Origin of the sequence: Microbacterium sp. JZ31, assembly GCF_016805985.1 — a bacterium.
Taxonomy (GTDB): domain Bacteria; phylum Actinomycetota; class Actinomycetes; order Actinomycetales; family Microbacteriaceae; genus Microbacterium.
This window is the reverse complement of sequence record NZ_CP017661.1, coordinates 1,275,552-1,294,785: the sequence shown is the minus strand read 5'-3', so window position 1 is coordinate 1,294,785 and position 19,234 is coordinate 1,275,552. Positions and strand designations below refer to the sequence as shown.

17 protein-coding genes and 1 pseudogene are annotated in these 19,234 nt (G+C 72.2%); 3 read left to right on the top strand and 15 right to left on the bottom strand.

Annotated features, from left to right (window positions below):
- Positions 1 to 10 precede the first annotated feature (10 nt).
- The 7 genes from BJP60_RS06105 to BJP60_RS06075 form a co-directional block, all read right to left on the bottom strand.
- Positions 11 to 457 carry a MarR family winged helix-turn-helix transcriptional regulator gene (locus BJP60_RS06105; protein ID WP_238439595.1) on the bottom strand — a complete coding sequence of 149 codons (447 nt, stop codon included), beginning with the start codon at positions 455 to 457 and terminating at the stop codon, positions 11 to 13.
- A 404-nt stretch (positions 458 to 861) separates the two neighbouring features.
- A complete protein-coding gene (gene uvrB / locus BJP60_RS06100; protein ID WP_203138272.1) occupies positions 862 to 2,943 on the bottom strand; it encodes an excinuclease ABC subunit UvrB in 2,082 nt (693 codons plus the stop codon).
- A 60-nt stretch (positions 2,944 to 3,003) separates the two neighbouring features.
- A complete protein-coding gene (locus tag BJP60_RS06095; RefSeq protein ID WP_203138270.1) occupies positions 3,004 to 4,719 on the bottom strand; it encodes an acetyl/propionyl/methylcrotonyl-CoA carboxylase subunit alpha in 1,716 nt (571 codons plus the stop codon).
- Position 4,720: 1 nt separating this feature from the next.
- Positions 4,721 to 6,319, bottom strand: a complete 1,599-nt coding sequence (locus BJP60_RS06090) for an urea amidolyase family protein (RefSeq protein WP_238439594.1) — start codon at positions 6,317 to 6,319, stop codon at positions 4,721 to 4,723.
- On the bottom strand, positions 6,316 to 7,119 hold the full coding sequence (locus BJP60_RS06085) for a putative hydro-lyase (RefSeq protein WP_203138268.1): 804 nt from the start codon (positions 7,117 to 7,119) through the stop codon (positions 6,316 to 6,318). Before BJP60_RS06085 ends, BJP60_RS06090 begins: the two co-directional genes overlap by 4 nt.
- Positions 7,116 to 7,886 carry a LamB/YcsF family protein gene (locus BJP60_RS06080; protein WP_203138266.1) on the bottom strand — a complete coding sequence of 257 codons (771 nt, stop codon included), beginning with the start codon at positions 7,884 to 7,886 and terminating at the stop codon, positions 7,116 to 7,118. The genes BJP60_RS06085 and BJP60_RS06080 overlap by 4 nt, the downstream gene beginning before the upstream one ends.
- 2 nt (positions 7,887 to 7,888) lie before the next feature.
- Entirely contained in the window at positions 7,889 to 9,151 is a 1,263-nt protein-coding gene (locus tag BJP60_RS06075) for an NRAMP family divalent metal transporter (protein ID WP_203138264.1), read from the bottom strand.
- Between the two features lie 174 nt (positions 9,152 to 9,325).
- On the opposite strand from BJP60_RS06075, the gene BJP60_RS06070 reads away from it, so the two are divergent.
- The gene (locus BJP60_RS06070) at positions 9,326 to 9,967 is read left to right on the top strand and encodes a GntR family transcriptional regulator (protein ID WP_203138263.1); all 642 of its coding nucleotides are present in this window, start codon (positions 9,326 to 9,328) and stop codon (positions 9,965 to 9,967) included.
- Between the two features lie 3 nt (positions 9,968 to 9,970).
- Here the strand turns inward: BJP60_RS06070 and coaE are convergent, their stop codons facing one another.
- On the bottom strand, positions 9,971 to 10,567 hold the full coding sequence (coaE, locus tag BJP60_RS06065; RefSeq protein WP_203138262.1) for a dephospho-CoA kinase: 597 nt from the start codon (positions 10,565 to 10,567) through the stop codon (positions 9,971 to 9,973).
- A gap of 76 nt (positions 10,568 to 10,643) precedes the next feature.
- Here coaE and BJP60_RS06060 point away from each other — a divergent pair, with 76 nt between their 5' ends.
- On the top strand, positions 10,644 to 11,261 hold the full coding sequence (locus BJP60_RS06060) for a hypothetical protein (RefSeq protein WP_203138261.1): 618 nt from the start codon (positions 10,644 to 10,646) through the stop codon (positions 11,259 to 11,261).
- A gap of 6 nt (positions 11,262 to 11,267) precedes the next feature.
- On the opposite strand, the gene BJP60_RS06055 is transcribed toward BJP60_RS06060, so the two are convergent.
- Positions 11,268 to 11,921 (bottom strand): HAD-IA family hydrolase, encoded by a 654-nt coding sequence (locus BJP60_RS06055; protein ID WP_238439593.1) that lies wholly within the window; start codon positions 11,919 to 11,921, stop codon positions 11,268 to 11,270.
- A 103-nt stretch (positions 11,922 to 12,024) separates the two neighbouring features.
- Between BJP60_RS06055 and BJP60_RS06050 the strand changes: the two genes are divergently transcribed.
- Entirely contained in the window at positions 12,025 to 12,387 is a 363-nt protein-coding gene (locus BJP60_RS06050) for a VOC family protein (protein WP_203138259.1), read from the top strand.
- A 56-nt stretch (positions 12,388 to 12,443) separates the two neighbouring features.
- Here BJP60_RS06050 and BJP60_RS06045 read toward each other — a convergent pair whose 3' ends face one another.
- The 6 genes and pseudogenes from BJP60_RS06045 to BJP60_RS06020 all read right to left on the bottom strand — a co-directional run bounded on the left by BJP60_RS06045 (position 12,444) and on the right by BJP60_RS06020 (position 19,181).
- Positions 12,444 to 12,992: a CoA-binding protein gene (locus tag BJP60_RS06045; RefSeq protein WP_203138257.1), complete on the bottom strand. Its 549-nt coding sequence runs from the start codon at positions 12,990 to 12,992 to the stop codon at positions 12,444 to 12,446.
- Positions 12,989 to 14,325: pseudogene (locus BJP60_RS06040) on the bottom strand (O-acetylhomoserine aminocarboxypropyltransferase/cysteine synthase family protein). The gene BJP60_RS06045 and the pseudogene BJP60_RS06040 overlap by 4 nt, the downstream one beginning before the upstream one ends.
- Positions 14,322 to 16,316 carry an acetate--CoA ligase gene (gene acs / locus BJP60_RS06035; RefSeq protein ID WP_442923412.1) on the bottom strand — a complete coding sequence of 665 codons (1,995 nt, stop codon included), beginning with the start codon at positions 16,314 to 16,316 and terminating at the stop codon, positions 14,322 to 14,324. The pseudogene BJP60_RS06040 and the gene acs overlap by 4 nt, the downstream one beginning before the upstream one ends.
- Positions 16,313 to 17,170: an ABC transporter permease gene (locus BJP60_RS06030; RefSeq protein WP_203138255.1), complete on the bottom strand. Its 858-nt coding sequence runs from the start codon at positions 17,168 to 17,170 to the stop codon at positions 16,313 to 16,315. Before BJP60_RS06030 ends, acs begins: the two co-directional genes overlap by 4 nt.
- Positions 17,167 to 18,219, bottom strand: a complete 1,053-nt coding sequence (locus BJP60_RS06025; protein ID WP_203138250.1) for an aliphatic sulfonate ABC transporter substrate-binding protein — start codon at positions 18,217 to 18,219, stop codon at positions 17,167 to 17,169. The genes BJP60_RS06030 and BJP60_RS06025 overlap by 4 nt, the downstream gene beginning before the upstream one ends.
- Positions 18,216 to 19,181, bottom strand: a complete 966-nt coding sequence (locus BJP60_RS06020; protein ID WP_203138249.1) for an ABC transporter ATP-binding protein — start codon at positions 19,179 to 19,181, stop codon at positions 18,216 to 18,218. Before BJP60_RS06020 ends, BJP60_RS06025 begins: the two co-directional genes overlap by 4 nt.
- Positions 19,182 to 19,234 lie beyond the last annotated feature (53 nt).

Here is a 19,234-nt window from a genome sequence, read left to right as displayed (position 1 = left end):
AACCCCAGTCTCAGCCGGTCTTCTCAAGGCGTCCGGAGAACGGCTTCAGCGCGTCGCGCAGCGCCGCCACCTCGTCGACCGTCATGCCGACCCGCTCCATGATCTGCAGCGGCACAGACAGGGCCTGCTCGCGGAGCGCGCGACCGGCCTCGGTGAGTTCGATGCCGAGCCGGCGTTCGTCGTCGGGCCGGCGCCGCCGGTGCACGAGACCCTGCGCCTCGAGGCGCTTCACGAGCGGCGAGGCCGTGGCCGGATCGAAGGCCAGTGCCTCCGCGATCTCCCCGAGCGTGCGGGGCGACTGCTCCCACAGCGCGAGCATCACCAGGTACTGCGGGTGCGTCAGACCGAGGCGCTCGAGGACGGGACGGTAGATCGACACGACGTTGCGCGCGGCGGTCACGATCGCGAAGCAGAGCTGGTTCTCCAGCGCGAGCAGGTCATCCTCGGGGTGCTGCACGGCCCTAGTCTTCCACACGCTTTGTTTAGTACACTAATCGTTATGGGAGAGAAGACTCCGCTCCGCGCACGCATCCGGGAGGCCGGCGGCCTCTACCAGTGGGCGAACACGACGCTGATCCGTCTCGCCGGTCCGCCCCACGTCAGCCCGAACCTTCCTCGCAATCGCGACGCCGATCCATGCGCGCACTGCGGACAACGCAGGGACGCCCACACCGCGGGTCCCGACGGCGCACTGCACTGCCCCTCCGTCTGACCTGACGCGGGGGCCTCGCTGCCCTGTCGAGGTCTGCAGCGACGCGGAACGCGCACCGGGGTCGGAGAGTCCGCAGAAGCCTGCCCGGCTGCCTCACTCTCAGCCATTCAAGGACAGATTCACCCGCGCGCGTGCTCCCGCCGTCAGCCCTACGCGTGGCCCGCCTTCTCCATCTGCCGCAGTTCGCGCTTGAGGTCCTGCACCTCGTCGCGCAGACGCGCGGCGAGCTCGAACTTCAGCTCGTCGGCCGCCGAGAGCATCTGGCGCGAGAGGTCGGCGATCGCCTCCTCGAGCTGGGTGGCGCCCTCGGCCGCGAGGCCCTCGCGCTTGCGCACGGGCGTCGGCGACTTGCCCTTGCCGCTCTTGAGGCGCGAGGCGTCGCGCTTGGACAGCATCGCGTCGGTGTCCGCGCCCTCGCGCGCGAGCTGATCCGTGATGTCGGCGATCCGCTTGCGCAGCGGCTGGGGGTCGATGCCGTTCTCGCGGTTGTACGCGATCTGGATCTCCCGCCGGCGCTCGGTCTCCTCGATCGCGTTGCGCATCGAGTCGGTCATCGAGTCGGCGTACATGTGCACCTGGCCCGACACGTTGCGCGCCGCGCGGCCGATCGTCTGGATGAGCGACGTGCCGGAGCGGAGGAAGCCTTCCTTGTCGGCGTCGAGGATCGCGACGAGCGACACCTCGGGCAGGTCGAGGCCCTCGCGGAGCAGGTTGATGCCGACGAGCACGTCGTACACGCCCTGCCGCAGCTCGGTCAGCAGCTCGACGCGGCGGAGCGTGTCGACGTCGGAGTGCAGGTAGCGCACGCGCACGCCGTGCTCGCCGAGGAAGTCGGTGAGCTCCTCGGCCATCTTCTTCGTGAGCGTCGTGACGAGCACGCGCTCGTCGCGACCGACGCGCAGGCGGATCTCCTCGAGCAGGTCGTCGATCTGCCCCTTGGACGGCTTCACGATGATCTCGGGATCGACGAGCCCCGTCGGGCGGATGATCTGCTCCACCACGCCGTCGGCGATGCCCATCTCGTACTTGCCGGGCGTGGCCGAGAGGTACACGGTCTGACCGATCCGGTTCTTGAACTCGTCCCAGCGCAGCGGCCTGTTGTCCATCGCGCTCGGCAGCCGGAAGCCGTGCTCGACGAGCGTGCGCTTGCGCGACGCGTCGCCCTCGTACATCGCGCCGATCTGCGGCACGGTCACGTGCGACTCGTCGATCACGAGCAGGAAGTCGTCGGGGAAGAAGTCGAGCAGCGTGTGCGGCGGCTCGCCCGCCATGCGGCCGTCGAGGTGGCGCGAGTAGTTCTCGATGCCGGAGCAGAAGCCGAGCTGCTGCAGCATCTCGAGGTCGAACGTCGTGCGCATCCGCAGACGTTGCGCCTCCAGCAGCTTGCCCTGTGACTCGAGCTCCTTGAGGCGCTCCTCCAGCTCGTGCTCGATGGTCTTGATCGCGCGCTGCACGGTGTCGGTGCCCGCCGCGTAGTGCGTCGCGGGGAAGATCGCGATCGCATCCAGGCGCTCCAGCACGTCGCCCGTGAGCGGATGCAGCTTGTACAGCGCCTCGATCTCATCGCCGAAGAGCTCGATGCGGATCGCATGCTCCTCGTACACGGGGATGATCTCGATCGTGTCGCCGCGTACGCGGAAGTTGCCGCGCGAGAAGTCGACGTCGTTGCGGTTGTACTGCATGCCGATGAACTGGCGGATGAGCGCGTCGCGGTCGTACCGCTCCCCCACCTGCAGCGCCACGAGCGCGCGCAGGTACTCCTCCGGCGAGCCGAGGCCGTAGATGCAGGACACCGTGCTGACCACGACCACGTCGCGGCGACTCAGCAGCGAGTTGGTCGTCGAGTGGCGCAGACGCTCGACCTCGGCGTTGATCGAGGAGTCCTTCTCGATGAAGGTGTCCGTCTGCGGCACGTACGCCTCGGGCTGGTAGTAGTCGTAGTACGACACGAAGTACTCGACCGCGTTGTTCGGCAGCAGATCGCGGAACTCGTTCGCGAGCTGCGCCGCGAGCGTCTTGTTGTGCGCCATCACCAGTGTCGGCCGCTGCACCTGCTCGACCAGCCAGGCCGTAGTGGCCGACTTGCCCGTACCCGTCGCGCCGAGCAGCACGACGTCCGTCTCGCCCGCGTTGATGCGGGCCGCGAGCTCGGCGATCGCCTTCGGCTGGTCGCCCGACGGCATGTACTCGCTGACCACCTCGAACGGGCGCACACTCCGAGTCGTCTGCATGATCCCAGCCTAGAAGGGGCCACGGACACCGGGCCGGGGCTTCGCTGGAGGCGGACGCCGTCAGCCCTCGACGACGCCCAGCGGATCGCCGACGGCGACCGCGCTCCCCTCGCTCGCGCCGTGGCGCAGCACGCCCGAGCGGTGCGCGGGGACCTTCGTCTCCATCTTCATCGCGTCGATCACCGCGACGTCCTGCCCGGCCTCGACCGAGGATCCGTCCTCCGCGAGCCAGCGCACGAGCGCACCCGGCACGGGCGCCTCGAGCGAGGCGGGGTCGCGCGGGGCGACCGCGGCAGGGGCGGCGGGCGCCGCCGCGACCCCCGACAGCAGCTCGGCGGGCAGCCCGACCATGACGCGACGCCCGTCGAGCTCGATCGGGAACCGCCGCAGGGGCGCGTCGGGCAGCGGCTCCGGGCGGGGCTGGGTCTCGAGCCGCGGCATCAGCTCCGACTCGATCCACTGCGTGTGGACGGCGAATCCGCCGGTCGAGAACGCGGGGTCCGCCAGCAGCTCGCGCGCGAAGTCCGCGACGGTCGCGACCCCTTCGATCCCGAGCTCCCGCAGGGCCCGGCGGGCACGCACGAGCGCCGCGTCCCGGTCCGTCGACGAGACGATGAGCTTCGCGACGAGCGAGTCGAAGGCCGGCTGGACGGCGTCTCCCGCCTCGATGCCGCTGTCCCAGCGCACGCCGGGCCCCGCGGGGATCCGCAGCGCCGTGACGACGCCCGGGCTCGGCAGGAAGCCGCGACCGGGGTCCTCCGCGTTGATGCGCAGCTCGATCGCGTGCCCAGTCGGTGCCGGCGTGGCGCGCAGCGACAGTCCCTCTCCCGCCGCGATGCGCAGCTGCTCGCGCACGAGGTCCACGCCGGTGACCGCCTCGGTCACGGGGTGCTCGACCTGCAGGCGCGTGTTGACCTCGAGGAAGGAGATGACGCCGTCCTCGCCCATCAGGAACTCGACGGTTCCCGCACCCCGGTACGACACGGCGGTGCAGATGTCGCGCGCGGCGTCGTGGATCCGCTGCCGCTGCTCGGCGGTCAGGCCCGGCGCGGGCGCCTCCTCGACGAGCTTCTGGTTGCGGCGCTGCAGCGAGCAGTCGCGGTCGCCCACGACGACGACCGTGCCCGCGCCGTCGCCGACCACCTGCGCCTCGATGTGCCGGGGGCGATCGAGGAAGCGCTCGACGAAGCATTCGCCGCGTCCGAACGCCGCGAGGGCCTCGCGCGATGCCGAGTCGAACGCCTCCGCGACGTCCTCGAGGCGCCGGACGACCTTGAGGCCGCGTCCGCCGCCGCCGAAGGCCGCCTTGATCGCGATGGGCAGGCCGTGCTCGCGCGCGAAGGCGACCGCCTCGTCGGGCGAGCCCAGCGGACCGTCCGTGCCGGGGACGAGGGGCGCGCCGACACTGCGGGCGATGCCCCGCGCCGTGATCTTGTCGCCGAGCGCCTCGATGCTCTCGGGGCTGGGCCCGATCCAGACCAGGCCGGCCTCCTCGACCGCGCGCGCGAACGCCGCGCTCTCGGAGAGGAAGCCGTAGCCCGGATGCACGGCGTCGGCGCCCGAGGCGCGCGCGGCAGCGAGGATCGCCTCGATGCTGAGGTAGCTGTCGGCGGGTGTCGCACCGCCGAGCGCGTGCGCCTCGTCCGCGAGTCGGACGTGCAGCGCGTCGGCGTCCTGGTCCGCATAGACGGCGACGGACGTCATCCCTGCCTCGGCGAGCGCGCGGATCACGCGGACCGCGATCTCGCCCCGGTTGGCGATCAGCACCTTCTGCACGTCAGTCTCCTGTCTCGCCCGTCGCCACGTCGTCCGAGACGAGGCGGAAGCGGATGCGGGCGCCGGGCGGCAGCTGCCCGGCGAGGTCGAGGTCGGCGTCGATCACGGCGCCGATGATGGGATACCCGCCCGTGAGCGGGTGGTCGGGGAGGAACAGCACGGGCTGCCCGTCGGGCGGCACCTGGATCGCGCCCGTGACGGCGCCCTCGCTCGGCAGCTCGCCAGGGATCGCGCGCTCCAGCGGCGTCGCGCCCTCGAGCCGGACGCCCACGCGGTCCGAGCGGGGCGTGACGAGCCATTCCTGGGCGAACAGCGTGCGCAGGCCCGCGTCCGTGAACCAGTCGTCGCGCGGTCCGCGGACGATCCGCAGCTCGACCGCATCACCCGCGGCGGGAAGCGGTGGGCGCGGTGCGGGAACAGGCTCGACGGCGTACGGCGCGGCCGCGGGTCCGTTCACCGGGATCACGGTCCCCGCCGCGAGCGGGGAGCCGCCGAGCTCGCCGGCGCCGAGCCCGGCGAGCGTGTCGCTCGCGAGGCTGCCGAGCGCGGGTTCGAGGTCGAGACCGCCCCGCACGGCGACGACCGCACGCAGCCCGTCGCGCGCGGCGCCGAGGCGCAGCTCGTCGCCGTCCTCGATCGCCGCCGGGACGCCGTCCGTCACGGGCAGCTCGACGCCATCGGGCCGGACGAGTACCGGGTCCATCGCCGCACCCGCGACCGCGATCACGCCCGCACCGCGCGAGCGCAGCACAGCACCGCCGCCCGCGAGCTCGAGCGCGGCCTCACCCGGGCGATTGCCCACGGCGCGATTCGCGCGGCGCAGCGCGCGCCGGTCGGCGACGCCCGAGGCCGAGACGCCGAGTGCCGCGTTGCCCGGACGCCCGAGATCCTCCACCACGAGCTGCAGGCCCGGCCGGACGACCTCGACGGCGAACGGGCCTTCGTGGACGGCGGGAGCGGGGCGCGGCGCGGCCGACACGCTCTCGCGACCCGCGCGCTCGAACCGCACGACCGTGCCCGGCGCGAACAGCGCGGGAGGGTCGCGACGGAGGTCCCACATCACGGCGTCCGTGCGCCCGATCAGCTGCCAGCCGCCCGGACTCTCGCGCGGATAGACGCCCGAGAACGTCCCCGCGAGCGCGACGGACCCGGCGGGGATGCGCGTGCGAGCCGTGGGGCGACGCGGCACGTCGAAGACCGGGTCGTCGCCCACGAGGTAGCCGAAGCCGGGCGCGAACCCCGTGAAGGCGACGCGCCAGGTGGCGCCGCTGTGGCGGGCGACGACCTCGTCCTCGCTGAGCTCGAGGATGCGCGCGACCTCGGCGAGGTCTTCGCCGCCGTAGTGCACGGGGATCACGACCGAGCCCGCGTCTCCCCCGGCGTCCGCGATGGGCACCAGCCGCGCGATCCGGCCGGCGAGCTCCGCCGCGCCGCTGGCGGTCGGGTCGAAGCGCACGAGCACCGTGCGCGCGGCGGGGATGAGCTCCGTCACGCCGGGAAGAGCGGCCGCGGCGAGCGCCGCGTGCAGGCGCATCGCGGCGTCGAGGTCGTCCTCCTCCACGAGCAGCGCGGTGTCGGAGGCGGTCAGCACGCGCCTCACGCGAGGTACTCCCCATCCGGGACGTCGGTGACGAACATGTGGCCGGGTGCGTGCGTGAGCGCGAACGGCGGGCGCGAGGCCATGATCGCCGCCTGCGGAGTCACCCCGCAAGCCCAGAACACGGGCACCTCGCCCGCGCGGATCTCGGGGGCGTCGCCGAACTCGGGCACGTCGATGTCGGCGATGCCGAGCGCGGCCGGATCGCCGACGTGGACGGGCGCGCCGTGCACCGCGGGATAGCGACCGGAGATCGTCACGGCGTCGGCGACCCGCTCGGCGGGGATCGGCCGCATGGACACCACAAGCTCTCCGCGCAGCCGCCCGGCGGGAGCGCACTGCCGCGCCGTGCGGTACATCGGGACGTTCCTGCCCAGCTCGCGGTGCCGGATCGAGATGCCCGCGTCGTCGAGGCCGGCCTCGAACGTGAAGCTGCACCCGATCAGGAAGGACACCAGGTCGGGATGCTCCTCCCACGCCGCCGAGGCGTCCGTGGTCTCCTCGACGAGCTCGCCGTCGCGCCAGACGCGATACGCGGGGATGTCGGTGCGCAGGTCGGATCCGGGCGCCATGCGCGACTCGACCGCGCCCGCGTCGAGCACCTCGAGCACCGGGCAGGGCTTGGGATTGCGCTGCGCGAACAGCAGCACGTCGTACGCCCAGTCGGCGGGCACGGCGATGAGGTTCGCCTGCACGAGGCCGTGCGCGACGCCGCTCGTGGGCGTGACCCGGCCCGCGCGGTACGCGGCCCGGGCGGCACGCGCTTCGGCTCGTGCCTCCGCCACCGTGTCGGCGCGGCTCACGCCGCCTCCCCCGCGAACGGCGCGATCCGGATCCCCTCCGCCTCCAGCAGGTCTCGCGTGGCGCGGGCCATCTCGATCGCTCCGGCGCTGTCGCCGTGCACGCAGATCGAGGCGGCGCGCACCGGCACGAGGCTGCCGTCGATCGCCTCGATGACGCCCTCCCGCGCGAGTCGCAGCATGCGCGCGGCGACGAGCTCGGGATCGTGCAGGACGGAGCCCGGCTCCGTGCGCGAGACGAGCTCGCCGCCCGGCGTGTAGGCGCGGTCCGCGAACGCCTCGGCGGCGGTCGCCAGTCCTGCGCGCTCGGCGACGTCGATCGCGACACCGCCGGCCAGACCGAGCATCACGAGCGACGGGTCGACGGCGCGGATGGCCGCGACGACATCCCGCGCCTGCCGCTCGTCGCGCGCGATCGTGTTGTACAGCGCGCCGTGCGGCTTGACGTACCGGACGGCGCCGCCGACGGCGGCCGCGAGGCCCATCAGCGCGCCGAGCTGGTACTCCACGTGCGCCTGCAGCGTCGCCGAGTCGACGTCCATCGCCTTCCGTCCGAAGCCCTCGTAGTCGCGGTAGCCGGGATGGGCGCCGATCGTGACGCCGTGCGCCACGGCCGACGCCAGCGTCTTCCGGATGCCCTCGGGGCTGCCCGCGTGGAAGCCGCACGCCACGTTCGCGCTGCTGACGATGCCGAGCATCGCCGCGTCGTCCGCGACCACGCGGTCCGGCGTGTTCTCTCCGAGGTCGGAGTTCAGGTCGATGGTCGTCATTGTCAGCCTCCGATGCCGATGAACGCGAAGATGGGTCCGATCGAGACGGCGCCCATGTACCAGCTCAGCAGCGTGGCGAGCGAGCCCACCACGAGCAGCCACACGGGGTACCGGTAGCCGCCGAGCAGGTCGCGCTGCCGGAACCACCCGATGTACATGAAGATCGTCATGCCGATGGGCAGGATCAGGCCGTTGAAGCCGCCGACGAACACCAGGATGGCCGCGGGCGCCGCGCCGATCAGCAGGTAGAACACGAGCGACACCACGATGAACGCGACCGTCGTCAGCTGCAGGCCCCAGCCGGCCGCGAGCTTCTTGGAGAACGTCGAGATGAACGTGGCCGAGGTGTACGCGGCGCCGATCACGGACGTGATGGCCGCGGCCCAGAAGATGGCGCCGAAGATGCGCATGCCCGCGTCGCCGAGCACCGCGCCGAACGCCTGTCCCGCGGGGTTGGCCGCCTGGCTCGACAGGTCGAGCGCGACGCCGGATGCGACGACGCCCAGGACGGCGAGGAACAGGACGTACCGCATCACGCCGGTGACGAGGATTCCCGTGACGGATGCCCGGTGCACGGCGGGAACGTTCTCGGCGCCGACGTGACCGGAGTCGAGGTAGCGGTGCGCACCGGCGTAGGTGATGTAGCCGCCGACCGTGCCGCCCACGATCGTCGTGATCGTGGCGAAGTTGAGCTCGTCGGGCACGAACGTCTGGCGGAGCGCGTCGCCGACCGGCGGCTGGGACGCGATCGCCACCGCCACGGTGAGCACGATCATCGCGACGCCCATCACGAGCACGACCGCGTCGACGATCCTGCCGGCGCGCTTGAACAGGAAGATGCCGATCGCCAGCAGCGCCGAGACGAGCCCGCCGATCTTGGGATCGATGCCGAGCAGGGCGTTGAGGCCGAGACCCGCGCCGGCGATGTTGCCGATGTTGAACGCGAGGCCTCCGACGACGATCAGCACCGCCAGGACGTGGCCGGCGAACGGGATCGCCGCGTTCGCGAGCTCGCCCGCGCGCTTGCCGGAGACCGTGATGATGCGCCACACGTTCATCTGCAGCGCGAAGTCGATCAGCACGGACGCGAGGATCGCGAACGCGAACGACGCACCGAGCTGCGCCGTGAAGGTGGCGGTCTGCGTGATGAAGCCGGGGCCGATGGCGGAGGTGGCCATCAGGAAGATGGCACCGAGGATCGCTCCGCGGCGTGAGCGGACGAACCCGGTCGCCCGCTCGGCGGTGGTCGTGGTGTCGGGGGTCATGGGGGTGGCTCCTCTGGGGCGAAGGGCGGTCGTGGAGGTGGGGCTTCCGCATCGTCGCGGTGGGGCTCACGACGTTCGTGTGGAACAACATCCCACGCATTGTTCAACAATCCAAGTCATTCGTGTTTCGATCGTGTGACGCGTCACTCTCCGGCGCGGCCATAGGATGCGAGCATGCCCGCCCCCGACGACACGCTCGCCGACGCCCTGCGGGAGCGGATCATCCTGGGCGAGTTCGCGCCGGGGACGCGGCTGTCGGAGGCCTCGCTCGCCGATCACCTGGGCGTCTCGCGCAACACGCTGCGCGAGGCGTTCCGCGTGCTCGCCGAGCAGGGATTGATCGAACACGTGCCGCACCGCGGCGTCTCGGTGGCCTCGCCCGCGGTGGCCGACGTGATCGACATCTATCGCGCCCGTCGTCTCATCGAGCCGGCGGCGCTCGCGGCCGGATCGCCGCTGCATCCCGCGGTCGCCGACATGACAGCCGCGCTCGAGCGCGGCGAGGCGGCTCTCGCGGCGCGCGACTGGCGCGCGCTCGGCACTGCCAACATGGCCTTCCACGAGGCGATCGTGGCGCTGGCCGACAGCCCGCGACTCGGGCGGCTCTACCGCGACATCGCGGCGGAGCTGCGGCTGGCGTTCCTCGAGATCGACAGCCCGGAGGCCCTGCACGCACCGTTCGTCGCCCGCAACCGCTCGCTGCTGGAGACGTTCCTGGCGCACGGCGGCGAGGCCGCCGCGCGGCAGCTGCACGACTACCTCGTGCACTCCGAGCAGACGGTGCTCGGCGCGTACACGCGACAGCGCCGCGGCTGAGGCTCAGCCCCTCAGCGACTCCCACAGCGCGTCCGCCTGCACGAGCGTCTCCTCGAGCGTGCCGGACGTGTCGATCACGACGTCCGCGAGCTTCAGGCGGTCCTCGTCCGACGCCTGGTTCGCCACGCGCGCCCGCGCCTCGGTCTCGGACATGCCGCGGTGCTCCGCGAGGCGGGCGATCCGGACCTCCGCGGGCGCGTGCGCGACGACGACCCGATCCCATTCCCCGGTTCCCCGCGCTTCCGCGAGCAGCGGCACGTCGTAGACGACGAGCGCATCCGGATCCGCGTCGAGCGCCTCCCGGAACCGCCGCTGCGACTCGGCCTTGACCGCCGGATGCACGATGCCGTTCAGACGCGCCAGCCGGTCGGGATCTCCGAACACGAGCGCCCCGAGGGCGGCGCGATCCAGCTCCCCGGACGCGGTGAGCACGCCGTCCCCGAACTCGGCCGCGATCGCCGCGAGCACCGGCTGTCCCGCCTGCTGCAGCTCGCGCACGAGCGCGTCGGCGTCGATCACGACCGCCCCGTGCTCGGCCAGACGCCGGGCGATCGTCGACTTCCCCGAGGCGATCCCGCCCGTCAGCGCGATGAGTGGCATTCCCCCAGTCTTCCACCGGTGCGGGCGCGCGCGGACCGCGCGGCCCTGCGGCGCGGTCATGTGCTTCGATGACGGCATGACGCACGACGAGCAGCAGCGCCCCGCAGAATCCCCCTGGCACCGCTGGGCGCCGATCGGGCAGACGCTCGACGCGAGCGGCGTCGTCGGAGGGCCGGTGCCGAGCATCGCGTCACTCACGCTGCTTCCGCTGGACGAGATGCTCGCTCCCGAGAAGCCGCGGGCGGGCGAGACGGATCCGTCGGAGTGCGGCCACTGCGGTCCGTCCGAGCACACGATCTGGGCGAACGACACGTGGCGGGTGGGTTCCGGCTTCGCGATCCCCGGCCTGCCGTTCCTCGCGTCGATCTCGCCACGAGAGCACGTCCTGCTGGAAAACGCGCCGATCGAGGTGCTCGCCGGGCTGGGGCCCGTCCTGCAGCGCCTGTCGAACGCGGTCAAGCAGATCCCCGGCGTCGCGCGCTGCCACTTCATGCGCTGGAACGACGGCTCCGCGCATCTGCACCTGTGGGCCTACGCGCGACCCGAGGGGATGATGCAGGGGCGCGGCGCGATCCTGCCCTACTGGGAGCAGGTCATGCCCGCCATGCCGGAGGACATGGCGCGCGAGCACATCGAGATCGTCGCGCAGGCGATGCTGCGCAGCGGGGACGGCGCGTACTACCCGGAACGCTGATCCGGCTCAGCTCTGAAGGGTGAGCCGGATCCGGCCCTCGGTGAGCGCCACCGAGACCTGGCGCAGGTCGCGCAGGGCGTGGGTCGGGTCGTGCGCGGCCGCGGCCTCGCCGACGCCGATCACCCGCATGCCGGCGGCGCGGCCGGCCTGGATCCCCGCATGGGAGTCCTCGAACACCACGCAGTCGGCCGGCTCGACGCCCAGCTTCCGTGCCGCGAGCAGGAAGCCCTCCGGATCCGGCTTGCTCGCCGTCACGTCGTCGGCCGTGACCGCGACGCGCGGCACCGACATCCCGGCGGCGGTCATGCGCGCGCGGGCGAGTTCGAGGTCGGCCGACGTGACGAGCGCGTGAGGCGCATCCGCCAGCGCGCGCAGCAGCACGGCGGCACCCGGAATCTCGACGACGCCCTCGGTCTCGGCCGTTTCGCGCGCGAGCATCTCGCGCGCCTCGGCGATGTTGATCTCCACGGGGCGCTCGGGCAGGAGCACGGCCATGCTGTCCTTCGCCTGACGACCGTGGATGAGCGCGAGCACCGCATCGGGATCCAGGCCCTGCTTCTCGGTCCACTCCAGCCACAGCCGCTCGACGACCGACGTCGAATCGACGAGAGTCCCGTCCATGTCCAGCAGCACCGCGCGGGCCTCGAGAGTGATCGTCACTCCTGCACGCTACCCGGATGCGCGATCGATGCGCTCTTGCCGGTGTCGGCGGCCGGGAATACGGTGAGCGCGTCAGTCACGCCCCGCGGAAGGAAGGTCAGTCATGGCACACGGCGACGTCACCCATCTGGAGATCCCGGTCAGCGACCTGGAGAGCGCGAAGGACTTCTACGCCGACCTGTTCGGCTGGGACATTTCGTCGCCGCCCGGCTTCGAGGAGTACCCGATGTGGCAGGCACCCAACAAGATCTCGGGCGGCGCACTGACCCCGCGCGAGGAGGGCTTCACGCAGCCGCGATCGGTGATCGAGGTCGACTCGATCGAGGAGACGCTCGCGAAGGTCACGGCCGGCGGGGGCAGGGTCGTCCAGCCGCGCGCGCCGATCGACGAGACCAGCTGGTGGGCCCTGTTCGAAGACCCCGACGGCAACGTCATCGGCCTGTTCGAGGGCACGATGGGAGGCTGATCCCCCGCTGCGGCGCGAAGTCCGGCTTCCTTCCCCGCCGGGGAGGAAGCCGGCCCTCAGCGCGAGATGAGCTGGCGCTTCGAGCTGATCACGCCCGTGTCGAAGCCCGCGAGGTGCAGACCGCCGTGGAAGCGCGCGTGCTCGATCTTCACGCACCGGTCCATGACGACCGTGAGACCGGCGTCCTCGGCCCGCGCCGCGGCATCCTCGTTCCACGAGCCGAGCTGCAGCCACAGGGTCTTCGCCCCGACGTCGATCGCCTCCTGCGCGACGCCCGGCAGGTCCTCGTGCCGGCGGAACACGTCGACGAGGTCCGGCACCACCGGCAGGTCGGCCAGCGACGCGTAGGCGGGGCGTCCCAGGATCGTCGTTGCGCGCGGGTTGACGAAGTACACGTCGTACGGCGAGCTCGACAGCAGGTACGTCGAGACGAAGTAGCTCGCGCGCGCCGGGTTGTCGGACGCGCCGACGATCGCGATCGACTTCGTGCGGCGCAGGATGTCGTAGCGGTCCTGTGCGTTCGGCCCGGTCCAGGTGCGGCCGGGGGCCGGCTCCTTGGCCCACGGAAGCTCGCACGCCACCAGTCCGCCCGGTGCCTCGCTCATCGGTTCACTCCCGTCGCCTGCGTCAGGGCCTGATCCAGGTCCCAGATGATGTCGTCCGCGTCCTCGAGTCCCACCGAGATGCGGATCAGGTCCGCCGGCACCCCGGCGGCGACGAGCTGCTCGGGGTGAGCTGCTGATGCGTGGTCGACGCGGGGTGGATGACAAGCGTACGTGCGTCGCCGATGTTGGCGAGGTGGGACGCGAGGCGCACCGAGTCGATGAACGTCTCGCCCGCTTCCCGCGCGGCCGCCGCGCGGGCCTCATCGTCGGAGAACTCGCCCGTCGGCTTGACGCCGAACGCGAAGACCGAGCCTGGGCCCAGCGGGAAGTACTGCTGCGCGCGCTCATGGTGCGGGTGTCCCTCGAGTCCCGCCCACGTGACGAACGACACGCGCGGATCCGTGGACAGCCACTCGGCGACGACGCGGGCGTTGGCGATGTGGCCGTCGATCCGCTGCGCCAGCGTCTCGATGCCCTGCAGCAGGTTGAACGCCGCCTGCGGGCTCAGCGCGGGCCCGATGTCGCGCAGCTGCTCGCTGCGCAGCTTGGTGAGGAAGCCGTACTCGCCGAAGTTGTCCCACCAGCGGATGCCGCCGTACGACGGCACCGGCTCGGTCATGGTCGGGAACTTCCCGTTGCCCCAGTCGAAGCGGCCCGCCTCGATCACCACGCCGCCGAGCGTCGTGCCGTGGCCGCCGAGGAACTTCGTGACCGAGTGGATCACGATGTCGGCACCGTGCTCGAGCGGTCGCGAGAGGTACGGCGTCGCGAGGGTGGCGTCGACCACAAGCGGCACGCCCGCCGCGTGCGCGACCTCGGCGAGGCCCGCGATGTCGGCGACCTCGCCTCCGGGGTTTCCGATCACCTCGGTGTAGACCACCTTGGTGTTCGGCGTGATCGCCGCGGCGAAGTCGACCGGGTCGCTCGAGGCGACGAACGTCGTGTCGACGCCGAAGCGGCGCAGCGTCACGTCGAGCTGCGTCACGGTACCGCCGTACAGCTGGGCGGAGGCGACGACGTGGTCGCCGGCACCGACGAGCGCGGCGAACGTGATGAACTCGGCGCTCATGCCGCTCGCAGTCGCGACCGCGCCGATCCCGCCCTCCAGCGAGGCCAGTCGCTCCTCGAGGGCGGCGACCGTGGGGTTGCCGATGCGCGAGTAGATGTTGCCGTACTTCTGCAGCGCGAACAGGTTCGCGGCATCCTTCGCCCCGTCGAAGACGAACGAGGACGTCTGGTAGATCGGCACGGCGCGGGCGCCCGTCGCGGCGTCGGGCGTGCCGCCGGCGTGCAGAGCGCGGGTGCGGAACCCGAAACGGTGCTCCTCGGTCATGAGTTCTCCTTCTCTCGGGCGGCCTCCACCGCGGCGCGCACGCCGTCGACGGCCCAGGGGTTCTGCAGCGATGTGGTGTCGCCCAGCTCGTCACCCTGCCACAGCTGGGCCAGCAGCCGGCGCAGGATCTTGCCCGAGCGCGTCTTCGGCAGCTCGGGGACGAACACGATGTGCTTGGGCTTGGCGACGGGCCCGATGTCGCGCGCGACCTGCGCGCGCAGCCCGTCGGCGTCGACCGGCTCGCGCGTGGCGACGAACGCCGCGACCGCCTGGCCCGTGAGCGGATCGGCCACCCCGGCCACGCCGGCCTCGCCGACCGCCTCGTGCGCGACGAGCGCCGACTCGATCTCGATTGTCGACAGGCGGTGCCCCGAGACGTTCACGACGTCGTCGAGGCGGCCGAGGATCCAGACGTATCCGTCCTGGTCCACGGTCGCGCCGTCGCCCGCGACGTAGTACCCGCCGTGCGCGCCGTGTCCCGCGTACGGAGCCCAGTACGAGTCGCGGTACCGTTGCGGGTCGCCCCACACGGTGCGGGCCATGCCCGGCCACGGCCGGCGCACGACGAGGGTGCCGGATCGCCCGGGAGCGACCGGCTCGCCGTTCTCGTCGACGACGGCCGCGTCGATGCCCGGCAGCGGCACCGTGGCCGATCCGGGCTTGAGGGTCGTGACGCCGGGCAGGGGCGCGATCATCGCGGCACCGGTCTCCGACTGCCACCACGTGTCGACCACGGGCAGCTCGTCGCGGCCGTGGTTGCGGCGGAACCACACCCAAGCCTCGGGGTTGATCGCCTCCCCCACGGTGCCGAGCAGCCGGAGCGTGGACAGATCATGCCCCTGCGGAATCCGCTCGCCCCACCACGTCATGAACGTCCGGATCAGCGTGGGCGCCGTGTAGTAGACCGTCACGCCGTAGCGCTCGATGATCTCGAGGTGCCGCTCCTGCGTGGGGGTGTCGGGCGTGCCCTCGTAGATCACCTGCGTGAGCCCGTTCGACAGCGGACCGTACAGCTCGTACGTGTGCGCCGTGACCCACGCGAGGTCGGCCGTGCACCAGTGCACGTCGTCGGGCTTGGCGTCGAAGTGCGCCCAGTGGGCCCAGCTCGCGTGCGTCAGGTACCCGCCCGACGTGTGCACGAGGCCCTTGGGCTTCCCCGTCGTGCCGGACGTGTAGATGATGAACAGCGGGTGCTCGGCGTCGAACGCCTCCGGTGCGTGCGTCTCGGGCGCCGTGTCGACGACGTCGTGCCACCAGACGTCGCGCCCCGCGGTCCACGGCACGTCCTGCCCGGTGCGGCGCACGACGAGCACGTGCTCGATGTGCGGCACGTCCGCCGCGGCCTGGTCGGCGGCCGACTTGACCTCGACGGCCTTGCCGCGACGCCACTGGCCGTCGGTCGTCACGAGCAGCTTGGCGCCCGTGTCCTCGATCCGGAACCGCACGGCCTCGGCCGAGAAGCCGCCGAACACGAGCGAGTGGACGGCGCCGATCCGCGCGCACGCGAGCGCGATCACGACGGTCTCGATCAGGACCGGCAGGTACACCACGACACGGTCGCCGGGCTGGATGCCGAGCGCGAGCAGCCCGTTCGCCGCCTGGGACACGCGGCGCTGCAGATCCGCGTACGTCACGGCGATCCGGTCGCCCGGCTCGCCCTCGAAGTGCAGGGCGACCTTGTCGCCGCGGCCCGCCTCGACGTGCCGGTCGACGCAGTTGTACGCGACGTTCAGGCGCCCGCCGACGAACCAGCGCGCGGCCGGAACGGTCAGCTCCCCGTCCTCGCCGGGGACGGGCGGCTGCCAGTCGTGGGCCGTTTGCCAAGGCTCCGCCCAGTCGAGGCGGCGGGCGGCGTCCTCCCAGAACGCCTCCGGATCGGCTGCGGCACGGTCATAGGCCTCGGCGCCGACGTTCGCCTGCGCGGCGAACGCCTCGGGCGCGGGATAGGCGCGGCTCTCGGTGAGACGGGCCTCGTCGATCACGGAGCTCACAGCCACCTCCTCAGCACGGCGCGCTCGAACAGCACGAGCAGCGCGTTGGTCAGGGTGCCGAGCAGCGCCAGCAGGACGATCGCCAGCAGGATGCGGTCGACGCGACCGGTCTGCTGCGAGTCGGTGAGCAGCCAGCCGAGGCCCATGGACGAGGCGATCAGCTCGGCCGCGACCAGGAACAGCCAGGCCTGCGCGAGCGCAAGCCGTAGTCCCGACACCAGCGACGGCACGACAGCGGGGAGCTGGACGGTGCGCAGCAGCGACCAGCCGCGCAGCCCGAAGGAGCGCCCCGCCTCGACGAGGTGCGGATCCACGCGGCGCAGTGCTCCCGCGACCGTCGTGTACACGGGAAAGAACGCGCCGATGGCGATCAGCGTGATCTTCGACTCCTCGCCGATCTGCAGCCACAGGATCAGCAGCGGCACCCACGCGAGCGACGGCACGGCGCGCAGCGCGACGAGCGTCGGGCTGAAGAGGATGTCCCCCGCTCGTGACAGACCGACGATCGCCGCGAACGCGAGCCCGATCGCCGATCCGGTGAGGAAGCCGATCAGGACGCGCTGCGTCGAGATGGCGATGTGCAGTCCCAGGCTGCCGTCCTGGATCAGCTGCCCCGCCGCCTGCACCACCGACAGCGGCGCGGGAAGCCGATGCGCCGGCACCAGGCCCGTCGTCGTGACGACGTGCCACACGGCGATCACGACGACGGGCACGAGCAGACCGCCGACGATCACCGTCGACCGGCGGGTCCAGAACGGTCGCCCGCCGCGGGGGCGCGTGATCGAACCGCCGAACGTCGCGGCGGACGGCCCGAAGCCCCCCGCCGCGGCGTTCGTGTCGTGCGTGTCCGTCACTGGCCCGTTGCCTGCTTCGCGAACGAGTCCTCGATGATCGTGTCGAGCGCGTCGGTCACGGCCTGCTCGCCGCCCTGGACATCGCCGGACTCCACGATCACGGGCGCGATCTTCTCGAGCACGGCGATCTGGTCGGCGCCGGGAACGCCCGAGACGTCGAGGTTCGAGCGCTCCTGGATCACCGTGGTGGCAACCTCGGGCGCGATGCCCGCGGCGTCGGCGAGCAGTGCCGCGGTCTCCTCCGGGTGCTCGAGCGCCCAGGCGCGGGCCTCCTCGTAGGCGTCCACGATCACCTGCGCGACGTCGCCGTGGTTGTCGATGAAGTCCTCGGTGGCGTTCAGGAAGCCGTAGGTGTTGAAGTCGACGTTGCGGTAGATGAGCTGCGCGCCCGACTCGACCTCCGCCGCCGCCATGATCGGGTCCAGGCCCGCCCACGCATCGACGGAGCCGCCGTCGAGGGCCGCGCGGCCGTCGGCGTGCTGCAGGTTCTGCACCTCGACGTCGTCGAGCGACAGGCCGGCCTCCTCGAGGGCCTGCAGCAGGAAGAAGTAGGGGTCGGTGCCCTTCGTGGCCGCCACGGACGTGCCGGCGAGCTGCTCAACCGAGGTGATGTCGCTGTCGGCGCCGACGACGATCGCCGACCACTCGGGCTGCGAGTAGATGTCGATCACCTTGATGGGCGAGCCGTTCGCGCGGGCGAACAGCGCAGCGGATCCGGCGGTCGACGCGACGTCGGCGGATCCGGAGCGCAGCAGCTCGTTGGCCTTGTTCGAGCCGGCGGACTGCACCCACTCGACCTCGACGTCGTCGCCGAGGGCTTCCTCGATCAGGCCCTGGTCGCGCACGACCAGGCTGAGCGGGTTGTAGGTCGCCCAGTCGACCGTGACCGAGTCCGTCGACCACTCTCCGGCGGCGTCGCCGCCGGCCGCGGCGGCTCCGGAGGCGTTCTCGCCGGCGACGCAGCCGGTGGCGAGCATCGCCATGGCGCCCGTCAGCAGGATCGCGGGGGCGCCGCGACGGACAAGCGTGGGGCGGATGACGGTGCTCATCGGTTCTCCTTGGATGGCGGGTGGTGGTGGGTGGACACGCCGAGTCCCTCGAGGAGGGTGGCGCGCAGATCGGCGAGGGCTCGGTCGGCGCGGTCGCGGGGCCGGGAGCCCGGCACGGTCACGACGCGCGCCACGGACCCGTCGACGCGGCTCGCGGCGGGAGGGGCGACGTGGCGCTCGACGTGCGCCGGCAGCGCCGCGCCGGACGCGCCGATGCCGGCGCCCGAGCCGAGTGCGAGCACCCGCGCGCGGGCCTCGGAGGAGGCGTCGACCGCCGGCGCGTGAAGGGAGCGCAGCAGCATGACACGGTCACCGAGGTACAGCGCCTCCTCGACGTCGTGCGTCACGAGCAGGATCGTCGTGGGCTGGGCCGCGTGGATGTCCAGCAGCAGATCCTGCATGCGCAGGCGCGTCAGGGCGTCGAGGGCGCCGAAGGGCTCGTCGAGCAGCAGCACCTGCGGGTTGCGCGCGAGCGCACGGGCGAGCGAAGCACGCTGCGCCATGCCGCCCGAGACCTCGCGCGGGCGCTGGTCGGCCGCGTGGTCGAGGCCGACGAGGTGCAGCAGCTCGCGCACGCGCTCGCGTCCGGCGCGGCGGCCCTCGCGTCCGCGGAACGCGCCGCGCGGCAGGCCGAGCTCGACGTTCTGCGCCAGCGTGCGCCACGGCAGCAGTCGCGGCTCCTGGAAGGCGACGGCCGTGCGCTCATCCGTGTCGGCGAGCGACGTGCCGTCGACCGTGATCGCTCCGCCGGTGGGCGCGTCCAGGTCCGCGATCAGCCGCAGCAGCGTCGACTTGCCGCAGCCGGACGGGCCGATGACGGACAGGATCTCGCCGGGCGCGAGATCGAGCTCGATGCCGCGCAGCACCTCGCGCTCTCCCCCGGGCGCCGCGAACGTGCGTCCGACGCCGGTCAGGCTGACCGCGCCGGCGCGCGCGGGCGCGTCCGAGGCGAGGAGGGTCATGAGCACAATGCTCCCGCCGCCGACGCCACGGTCCGAATCGGCGTGCAACATTG

What these genes read in the sequence shown, in the direction of transcription:
- uvrB (WP_203138272.1), bottom strand. Translation starts at nt 2,943, where the DNA reads ATGCAGACGACTCGGAGTGTGCGCCCGTTCGAGGTGGTCAGCGAGTAC.
- BJP60_RS06080 (WP_203138266.1), bottom strand. Translation starts at nt 7,886, where the DNA reads ATGACGACCATCGACCTGAACTCCGACCTCGGAGAGAACACGCCGGAC.
- BJP60_RS06075 (WP_203138264.1), bottom strand. Translation starts at nt 9,151, where the DNA reads ATGACCCCCGACACCACGACCACCGCCGAGCGGGCGACCGGGTTCGTC.
- BJP60_RS06070 (WP_203138263.1), top strand. Translation starts at nt 9,326, where the DNA reads ATGCCCGCCCCCGACGACACGCTCGCCGACGCCCTGCGGGAGCGGATC.
- coaE (WP_203138262.1), bottom strand. Translation starts at nt 10,567, where the DNA reads ATGCCACTCATCGCGCTGACGGGCGGGATCGCCTCGGGGAAGTCGACG.
- BJP60_RS06060 (WP_203138261.1), top strand. Translation starts at nt 10,644, where the DNA reads ATGACGCACGACGAGCAGCAGCGCCCCGCAGAATCCCCCTGGCACCGC.
- BJP60_RS06050 (WP_203138259.1), top strand. Translation starts at nt 12,025, where the DNA reads ATGGCACACGGCGACGTCACCCATCTGGAGATCCCGGTCAGCGACCTG.
- BJP60_RS06045 (WP_203138257.1), bottom strand. Translation starts at nt 12,992, where the DNA reads ATGAGCGAGGCACCGGGCGGACTGGTGGCGTGCGAGCTTCCGTGGGCC.
- BJP60_RS06025 (WP_203138250.1), bottom strand. Translation starts at nt 18,219, where the DNA reads ATGAGCACCGTCATCCGCCCCACGCTTGTCCGTCGCGGCGCCCCCGCG.
- BJP60_RS06020 (WP_203138249.1), bottom strand. Translation starts at nt 19,181, where the DNA reads ATGACCCTCCTCGCCTCGGACGCGCCCGCGCGCGCCGGCGCGGTCAGC.